An 8,688-nucleotide genomic window follows, 5' to 3' on the forward strand; every position below is an offset into this window, starting at 1 on the left:
GGCCCAGCCTGGCGGCGTGCGCGCGGCGCGGCTGGCCGTTCGTCGCGGTGGCCCTGGGCGCGGTCGCGGCCGTGCTCGGCGCCTACCTGGCGGCCGACATCGGCACGCGGGCCGGGGACCGGGCGTCCGCCGCGGAGCGGGGGACCGCCCTCGACCAGGCGCCCGTCGCCGACCGCGCGCCCGCGCCCGACCCGGCGCCCGCGCCCCGGCGGACCGGCGCGCCGAGGCTGATCAGCTCGTACACGACGCGGTTCACCCCGGGCGAGCCGCGGGTGCGCAACATCCAGATCGCGGCGCGGATCCTGGACGGCACGGTGGTGCGGCCCGGGCGGACGTTCTCGTTCAACAAGGTGATCGGCCCGCGCACCCGCGCGCGCGGCTACGTCCCCGCCCCGTCGATCCGCGGCGACCGGATGATCGCCGACGACGTGGGCGGCGGCATCTGCCAGGTCTCCTCGACGCTGTTCAACGCGGTGTTCGAGGCCGGGATGCGCATCCGCGACACCCGCTCCCACACCCTGTGGATGCCGGAGTACCCGGTCGGCCGCGAGGCCGCCGTCTCCTACCCCGAGCTGGACTTCACCTGGGAGAACGACTCCGGGCACCCGGTGACGATCCGCGCCTTCGCCACCGACTCGTCCCTGACCGTCAGCCTGTGGGGCGTGCGCCGCTACGACGTGCGCGCCAAGACCTCGCGCCGGTACGGGTTCACGCCCTACCGGACCGTCACCGACCGCGGCCCCCGATGCCTGCCCACGCGCGGCGCCCGCGGCTTCGAGGTCGACGTGTGGCGGGTCCTGCGACGCGACGGCCGCACCGTGCGCCGGGAACGGTTCCACACCACCTACCAGCCGCAGGCGCGGGTCCGGTGCGTCGGCCTCTCCGGCGACCGCCGCGCCGGCGCCGACCGGTGATCGCGGACGGCGTATCGTGGGACGTGTCAGGAGGGGGCATGGCACTGCGTGAGGGAACGCACGAGTTCGGACCGGACGACGGGCGGCTGTTGATCATGACGAGCCGCAGCGGGCTGGGCCGCCGCGCCGGCCACGACCTGACGATCGAGGCCACGCGTTGGCGCGGCACCGCCGTCGTCGGCGGGTCCGCCGAGGAGTCGTCGGTCGAGGTCGCCGTGGACGTCTCCGGGCTGCTGGTGCGCGAGGGGACCGGCGGGGTGCTGCCGCTGTCCGACGCCGACCGCGAGCAGATCGCCGGGAACCTGCGGCAGATCCTGCGCGCCGCCGAGCACCCTGAAATCACCTTCCGCTCCACCGGCGTCACCGGGACGCCCGAGCGGTTCACCGTCGAGGGCGAGCTGACCATCGCCGGACGCACCGAGCCGCTCACCGTCACGGCGCGGGCGGACGGCGACCGCGTCAAGGGCGAGGCCACCGTCACGCAGACCCGCTGGGGCATCAAGCCGTACTCGGCGTTCTTCGGCGCCCTCAAACTCGCCGACGACGTTCGGGTGTCCTTCGACGTCGCCGTCTGATCGACCGCCTGCTCAGCGGGCGCGCGACACCCGCCGCTCGTCCCAGACCGGCTCGGGCGACTCGTACGCCGAGCCGTCCGCCCCGAACACCAGGAACCGGTCGAACGACCTGGCGAACCAGCGGTCGTGCGTGACCGCCACGACCGTGCCCTCGTACGACTCCAGGCCCTCCTGCAGCGCCTCGGCGCTGGCCAGGTCGAGGTTGTCGGTCGGCTCGTCGAGCAGCAGCAGCGTCGCCCCGCCCAGCTCCAGCAGCAGGATCTGCAGCCGGGCCTGCTGCCCGCCCGACAGCGTCTCGAACGGCTGCTCGGCGCACACCTGCAGCTCGTAGCGCGCCAGCGCCGCCATCGCGTCGTTGCGCAGCAGCGCGTGCTCGATCATGACGATCTCGCGGGGCGTGCGTCCCGCCAGGTCGGGCCGGGCGTGCGTCTGCGCGAACAGCCCCGGCACCACCCGCGCCCCCAGCCGCGCCGTGCCCGTGTGCGCCACCGGCTCCACGGGCGCCGCGCCGCGCGGCCGCTGCTCGGCCACCGCCGCCAGCAGCCGCAGGAAATGCGACTTGCCCGAGCCGTTGGAGCCCAGCACCGCGACCCGCTCGCCGTACCAGAACTCGGCGTCGAACGGCCGCATCAGCCCGGTCAGCTCCAGCTTCTCGCAGATCACCGCGCGTCTGCCGGTGCGGCCGCCGCGCAGCCGCATCTTGAGGTTCTGGTCCCGCGGCGGGATCTCCGGCGGCCCCGCCTCCTCGAACTTGCGCAGCCGCGTGCGCGCCGCCTGGTAGCGGGACGACAGGTTGTCGTTGAAGGCGGCCTTCTGCTTGAGCGAGTTGACCAGCTCCTTGAGCTTGGCGTGCTCCTCGTCCCAGCGGCGCCGCAGCTCCTCCAGGCGCGCGTTGCGGTCCCGGCGGGCCTGGGCGTACGTCGAGAAGCCGCCGCCGTGCACCCACACCTTGCGCGCCTCGACGGTGACGATGCGGTCGGCGGCCTGGTTGAGCAGCTCCCGGTCGTGGGACACCAGCAGCACCGTCTTGGGCGTCTCCCGCAGCCGCCCCTCCAGCCACTGCTTGCCGGGGACGTCGAGGTAGTTGTCGGGCTCGTCCAGCAGCAGCACCTCGTCGGGGCCGCGCAGCAGCGCCTCCAGCACCAGGCGCTTCTGCTCGCCGCCCGACAGCGTCCGCACCTCCCGCCACCGGCACGACTCGTAGGGGACGCCGAGCGCCGCCACGCAGCAGGCGTCCCACACCACCTCGATGTCGTAGCCGCCCGCGTCGCCCCAGCCCGCGAGCGCCTCGGCGTAGCGCATCTGGGCGGGCTCGTCGTCGCGCTCCATCATGGCCCGCTCGGCGGCCTCCAGCTCGGCCGCCGCCTCCCGCACGGCGGCCGGAGCGGTGGACAGCAGCAGATCGTGGACGGACGAGGCGTCCCGGATGCCGCCGATGAACTGCCGCATCACGCCGACGCCGCCGCTGCGCGAGATCGTCCCCTGCTGCGGCGCGAGATCCCCGGCGATCAGGCGCAGCAGCGTGGTCTTGCCCGCCCCGTTCGGGCCGACCAGCGCGGCGACCGTCCCGTCGCCGACACGGAACGACACGTCATCGAGCAGGACCCGCCCGTCGGGGAGGGTATGGCTGAGATGTCCCACCTCGACGTGCCCCACGCGTCCCCCTTCGGCGGCATCGGCATGCGGACGCTCCGAGTCTGGAAAGCCGTCGCCTCCCGGGGCAACAAGTTTTCGTGGCGCGTCGTCAACCCTCAGGTCAGGAGGGCGGCGACGCGGGCGGCGGCGTCGGAGCGGGGGAGCTTCTCGGTGGCGCCGCCGGCCCGGTGCGTCAGCTCCACGGTCCCCTCGGCCAGGCCGCGCCGCCCGACCGTGATCCGGAACGGGATGCCGGTCAGCTCCGCGTCGCGGAACTTCACGCCGGCGCGGTCGGGCCGGTCGTCGATGACCGCGTCGACGCCCGCGTCCAGCAGCGCCCGGTAGATCTCCTCGCCCGCCTCGGCGACGTCGGCGTCGCCCGCCTGCGCGACCACCACCACCGCGTGGAACGGGGCGATCGACGGCGGCCAGACGATGCCGCGCTCGTCGTGGTGGACCTCGACGGCGGCCGCCATCGCCCGCTCGATCCCGATGCCGCAGCCGCCCATGAGCAGCGGGACGCGCTTGCCGTCCCGGTCCAGCACCTCGGCGCCGAGGGCGCGGGCGTAGCGGTCGCCGAGCCGGGCGGCGCGGCCGACCTCGACGGCCCGCTCCGCGAGCAGCGGCTCGCCGCACCGGGGGCACGGCTCACCGGCGGCGACCTGCCGCAGATCGGCCCAGGACCCGACGGCGATGTCGCGTTCGACGTCCACGCCGCGCAGGTGGACGTCGTCGACATTCGCGCCGGTGAACATCGCCCGGCGGCCGCGCAGCGCCTCGTCGGCGATCACGCGCAGGTCGGTGACGCCGACCGCGCCGAGGCTGCCCGGCAGCGCGCCGAGCGCGGCCCGGATCTCCTCCGGTTCGGCGGGGCGCAGCGTCGCCGCGCCGGTCGCGTCGAGGAGCTTGCGCTCGTTCAGCGCGTGGTCGCCGCGCAGCAGCACCAGCGTGAGCCGGTCGTCGACGGCGTACACGAGCGTCTTGATCTGCCGGTCCGCCGGGGCGCCGTGGTCGCGGGCCAGATCCTCGATCGTGCGGACGCCCGGCGTGTCGAAGGGCTCGGGGGCGGGCAGCCCCGGGCCGTCCTCGACCTCCGGCACGCGGGAGGCGGCGGCGTCCGCGTCGGCCGCGTAACCGCAGCCCGGCGAGCGGACGATCACGTTCTCGCCCGCGTCGGTGAGGCACACGAACCCGGTCGCGTCCGGACCGCCCGCGGTCCCCGCGGACGCCGCCACGGGGATCACCGGGACGCCGAGGCGCTCGAAGATCCGGGCGCAGGCGTCGCGGAAGGCCGCGACCGACTCCTCCAGACCCGCCTGGTCGAGGTCGAAGCTGTAGGCGTCCGCCAGGGTGAACTCGCGGACGCGCAGCAGGCCGCCCTTGGGGCGCGGCTCGTCGCGGAACGCGGTCCGGACCTGGTACCACCGCTGCGGCAGCTGCTTGTAGGAGCCGAGCTCCCGCGCGACCGCCGCGGCGGCCTCCTCGTGGGACGCGCCGAGCGCCAGCTCGGCGTCCCGCCGGTCCCGCAGCCGGAACAGCTCCGGGCCCAGCCGGTCCCACCGGCCCGAACGCCGCCACACCTCGGCCGGGTGCAGGGCCGGGAGCAGCACCTCCTGGCCGCCGATCCGCGCCAGCTCCTCCCGGACGATCCGGATGATCTTGGCGCGGACGCGGACCGCCAGCGGCAGCAGGCTGTAGTGCCCGGCGTGCAGCGGCCGGATGTGCCCGGCGCGCAGCAGCAGCCGGTGGCCGGCGGACTCGGCCTCCGCCGGGTCGTCGCGAAGCGTCGGAACATGCAGCCTGGACCAGCGCATGGCGCGCCAGGCTACCGCAGCGGCCGGGCGCCGGCGGGAAGGTGCGCTTGACGTGCGGGCGGAATGTGTGCTTGGCGGGCGGCGACACTTAGTACCCTCGTCAGCGTGAGTCGTGAAGGTGTGACGCCGCAGAGCGAAGATTTCTCCGCCTGGTACAACGAGCTGGTCGTCAAGGCGCAGCTCGTCGACCGTGGTCCGGTGCGGGGGACGATGGTCATCCGACCGTACGGGTACCGGGTCTGGGAGCTGCTCCAGGCGGACCTGGACCGGCGGATCAAGGAGGCCGGGCACGACAACGCCGTCTTCCCGGTGTTCATCCCGGAGTCCTACCTCAAGCGGGAGGCCGAGCACGTCGAGGGCTTCTCGCCCGAGCTGGCCGTGGTGACCATCGCGGGCGGCAAGGAGCTGGAGGAGCCGCTGGTGGTGCGGCCCACCTCCGAGACGGTCATCGGCGAGTACATGGCGAAGTGGATCGAGTCGCACCGCGACCTTCCGCTTCTGCTCAACCAGTGGGCCAACGTGGTCCGCTGGGAGATGCGGCCCCGGATGTTCCTGCGCACCACCGAGTTCCTGTGGCAGGAGGGCCACACCGCCCACATCGACGAGGAAGACGCGATGCGCGAGACGATGTGGGCGCTGGAGACCTACGCGGCCGTGGCCCGCGAGCTGGCCGCCATGCCGGTGGTGGCGGGGGAGAAGACCCCCGGCGAGCGCTTCGCCGGCGCCGTGCGCACCTTCACGATCGAGGCCATGATGCGCGACGGCCGCGCCCTGCAGGCCGGCACGTCCCACTACCTGGGCACCAACTTCGCCAAGGCGTTCGAGATCCAGTACCAGGACGAGGAGGGGCGGCTCCAGCTCGCCCACACCACGTCCTGGGGCATGAGCACCCGCATGATCGGCGGCGTGATCATGACGCACGGCGACGACAAGGGCCTGGTGCTGCCGCCGCGGCTGGCCCCCTACCAGGTGGTGATCGTCCCGATCGGCCGCAAGGAGCAGGGCGAGCGCGCCGCCGCCGAGGCCCGCCGCCTGGGCGCGGCGATCAAGGCGATGGGCATCCGCGTCCACGTGGACGACAACCGCCCGCAGCTGTCCCCCGGGTACAAGTTCAACGAGTGGGAGATGCGCGGCGTCCCGGTCCGCATCGAGCTGGGCATGCGCGACCTGGAGAACGGCGTCGCCACCGTCGTGCGCCGCCTGCCGACCGTGGAGGGGCAGGGCAAGGAGCAGATCCCCCTGGAGAAGGTGCCCGAGCTGCTGCCCGGCGTGCTCGCCGACTTCCAGGCGTTCCTGCTGGCCCGCGCCGAGGCGTTCCGCGACGAGCACACCGCCGACGTGGACTCCTGGGACGACTTCACCGCCCAGGTCGCCGGCGGCTGGGCCAACGCGTTCCACTGCGGGCGCGGCGAGTGCGAAGACGAGATCAAGGCCGACACCGCCGCCACTCCCCGGGTCATCCCCCAGCAGGCGCCCGAGGAGACCGGCGTGTGCGTCAAGTGCGGGCGTCCGTCGGCGTACGGCAAGCGCATCCTGTTCGGCAAGGCGTACTGAGCCGGCGGTGAGCGCGTCCTGAGCCGCCGACCGGGCTTCACGGATCGTCGCGTTCCGGCGCCGTCGCGCGCGAGGCGGCGCCGGAACCCTCGGCCGGGGCCCGTGCCGGAGGCTCGGCCGCGCCGAGGCCGCCGTCGCGGGAGCCGCCGCCGGAACCGTTGCGGGCGGCGAGCACGGCGCGGCGCGACAGCAGCGGCTGCACGAACCACGCCCACGCGCACAGCGCGGCGATCACCGCGCCGCCGACGGCGGCCGCGGCGTCCGACAGCAGCGTCTCCATGATCAGCGCGGTGGCCGCGGTGATCGACACCGCCAGGGCCACCGCCCCGCAGATGCCGAACCGGTTGGCCCGCCGGATGAGCAGCGACTTCTGCCCCAGCCGGAACAGGATCCGGTGCTGGGTGACCGGGGCGATGAAGCAGATCGACGCCAGCGCCGCCCCGAGCAGCGCCACGTAGTACAGCGCGCGCCCGCCGTCGTCGACGTCGCGGAACCCGACCGCGAACGGCACGGTGAGCAGGAACGCGAAGAGCACCTGGACGCCGGTGACGGCCACGCGGAACCCCTGCAGCAGCTCCATCAGCTGTCGATCGAGGCGCTCGTGCTCGGTCTCGTTGCGCGGCTTCTCGTCGCCCGGTGCGGACGGCATGCGTCCCATGCAACGCAATTACCCGGTCATTTAACTCTCAAGCCATGTCATAGGCGATGCCGGGCATGTGCGACATGGGGGCCGGGGGCGTCAGCCGAGCGGCGGCGGCGGCACGCGGACGGCGAGCATGGACACGTCGTCGCGCAGGTCGCCGTCGCAGAACTCCAGCAGCTCGTGCTCCACGGCGCCGAGCATGTCCTCCAAGGGGGCGGCGGCGTGCGCGGCCAGCACGTCCGTCAGCCGGTCCGCGCCGAACTGCCGCCGCGTCGCGTCGCACGCGTCCAGCACGCCGTCGGAGTGCAGGAACAGGGTGTCGCCGACGCCGAGGTGCACGGTGTCGCACCCGGCGTCGAAGACGGCGAACAGGCCGAGCGGCACGCCCCCGCCCGAGGTCGTGCGGATCACCCCGTCGGCCCGGACCACGATCGCGGGCGGATGGCCCGCCGTGGCGAGCGACACCGTGACCCGTTCGCTGCCCTGCACGAGCACGCCCATGACCGCGGTGACGAAGCGGTCCTCGCCCAGCAGCACCTCGTTCACCTCGGCCAGCACCTCGGTCGGACCGGCCTTGCGGCGCGACAGCAGCCGGACGCCGTGCCGGGCGGTGGCGGTCACCGCCGCGGCGTCCTCGCCCTTGCCGCACACGTCGCCGAGGACCAGCCCCCAGCCGTCCGGCGTCGGGAACACGTCGTAGAAGTCGCCGCCGACCTCCACGCCGCCGGTGGCGCCCAGGTAGCGTCCGGCCAGCGCCAGCCCCGGGATCGCGGGCAGCTCCTTGGGCAGCAGGCTGGACTGCAGCGAGTCGGCGACCTGGGCGCGACGCCGGTACAGCCGGGCGGCGCGGATCACCAGGCCGACGTGGCGGCCGAGCCGCTGCACCACCGCCAGGTCGAGCAGGTCGAACGGGCCGTGCTCGCCGCCGACCGCCAGGGTGATCGTGCCCAGGCAGCGCTCGCCGTCGTCCACCGGCACGCACAGCACCGACGCGGCGCCGATCGCGAGGCAGACCGGCCGGCCGTCCTCGCACGCGCCCAGCAGCTCCAGGTCGTCCACGTGCGGGCGCAGGGCGCCGTGCCGACTGGCGAAGACGGTGCGGGGGAGGGTGTCGGGGCCGGGAGACAGCTCCTCGATCCGGCGGGCCGCCTCGACGGACGCGTCGTCCCGCGGCCCCAGCACCACCTGGCGGCGCAGCTCGACGCCCTCGGCGCGGTCGGCCTCCTCGGCGCCCGCGCCGGGCCGCCCGGGCGCGTCGGGCACCAGATCGATGATCACCCAGTCGGCCAGCTCGGCGGCCAACAGGCGGGCGCAGCGCCGCACCGCGACCGTCTCGTTGAAGACCGGCTCCTGCAGCAGCAGCTCGCCGGCGTCGGCCAGCACGTCCATCCGGTGCACGAGCGTCGCCACGGCCTCGTCATCGCGCCGCGGCGCGGGCACGGGCTCGTCGCGCGCCGGCGGGGGCACGGGCTCGCCGCGCGCCAAGGCGGCGCGCGCCGCCCGCGGCCCGGACGGCGTCGGGGGCGCGGACGCCGCTCGGGAGGCGCGCCGGG

7 protein-coding genes are annotated in these 8,688 nt (G+C 74.6%); 3 read left to right on the top strand and 4 right to left on the bottom strand.

The annotated features are described in order from the left end of the window. On the top strand, window positions 1-914 hold a 914-nt coding region (locus AR3_RS27750; RefSeq protein ID WP_169803909.1), incomplete at its 5' end, for a VanW family protein. A gap of 38 nt (window positions 915-952) precedes the next feature. Next, entirely contained in the window at window positions 953-1,489 is a 537-nt protein-coding gene (locus AR3_RS27755) for a YceI family protein (RefSeq protein ID WP_067918419.1), read from the top strand. 12 nt (window positions 1,490-1,501) lie between these two features. Here the strand turns inward: AR3_RS27755 and AR3_RS27760 are convergent, their stop codons facing one another. Further along, on the bottom strand, window positions 1,502-3,145 hold the full coding sequence (locus AR3_RS27760) for an ABC-F family ATP-binding cassette domain-containing protein (RefSeq protein WP_067918421.1): 1,644 nt from the start codon (window positions 3,143-3,145) through the stop codon (window positions 1,502-1,504). A 95-nt stretch (window positions 3,146-3,240) separates the two neighbouring features. Next, on the bottom strand, window positions 3,241-4,938 hold the full coding sequence (locus tag AR3_RS27765; protein ID WP_067918423.1) for a proline--tRNA ligase: 1,698 nt from the start codon (window positions 4,936-4,938) through the stop codon (window positions 3,241-3,243). Between the two features lie 105 nt (window positions 4,939-5,043). Here AR3_RS27765 and proS point away from each other — a divergent pair, with 105 nt between their 5' ends. Beyond that, window positions 5,044-6,492 carry a proline--tRNA ligase gene (gene proS, locus AR3_RS27770; RefSeq protein WP_227023347.1) on the top strand — a complete coding sequence of 483 codons (1,449 nt, stop codon included), beginning with the start codon at window positions 5,044-5,046 and terminating at the stop codon, window positions 6,490-6,492. A 37-nt stretch (window positions 6,493-6,529) separates the two neighbouring features. On the opposite strand, the gene AR3_RS27775 is transcribed toward proS, so the two are convergent. Beyond that, window positions 6,530-7,141, bottom strand: coding sequence for a DUF6328 family protein (locus AR3_RS27775; RefSeq protein WP_146150364.1), 612 nt, complete (start codon window positions 7,139-7,141; stop codon window positions 6,530-6,532). A 90-nt stretch (window positions 7,142-7,231) separates the two neighbouring features. Next, on the bottom strand, window positions 7,232-8,688 hold a 1,457-nt coding region (locus tag AR3_RS27780), incomplete at its 5' end, for a PP2C family protein-serine/threonine phosphatase (protein ID WP_157406808.1).

Source organism: Actinomadura rubrobrunea NBRC 15275 (genome assembly GCF_001552235.1).
Lineage (GTDB): Bacteria > Actinomycetota > Actinomycetes > Streptosporangiales > Streptosporangiaceae > Spirillospora > Spirillospora viridilutea.

Excerpts from the sequence above, each read along its gene's own strand:
- AR3_RS27755 (WP_067918419.1), top strand. The coding sequence starts at position 953 with ATGGCACTGCGTGAGGGAACGCACGAGTTCGGACCGGACGACGGGCGG.
- AR3_RS27765 (WP_067918423.1), bottom strand. The coding sequence starts at position 4,938 with ATGCGCTGGTCCAGGCTGCATGTTCCGACGCTTCGCGACGACCCGGCG.
- AR3_RS27775 (WP_146150364.1), bottom strand. The coding sequence starts at position 7,141 with ATGCCGTCCGCACCGGGCGACGAGAAGCCGCGCAACGAGACCGAGCAC.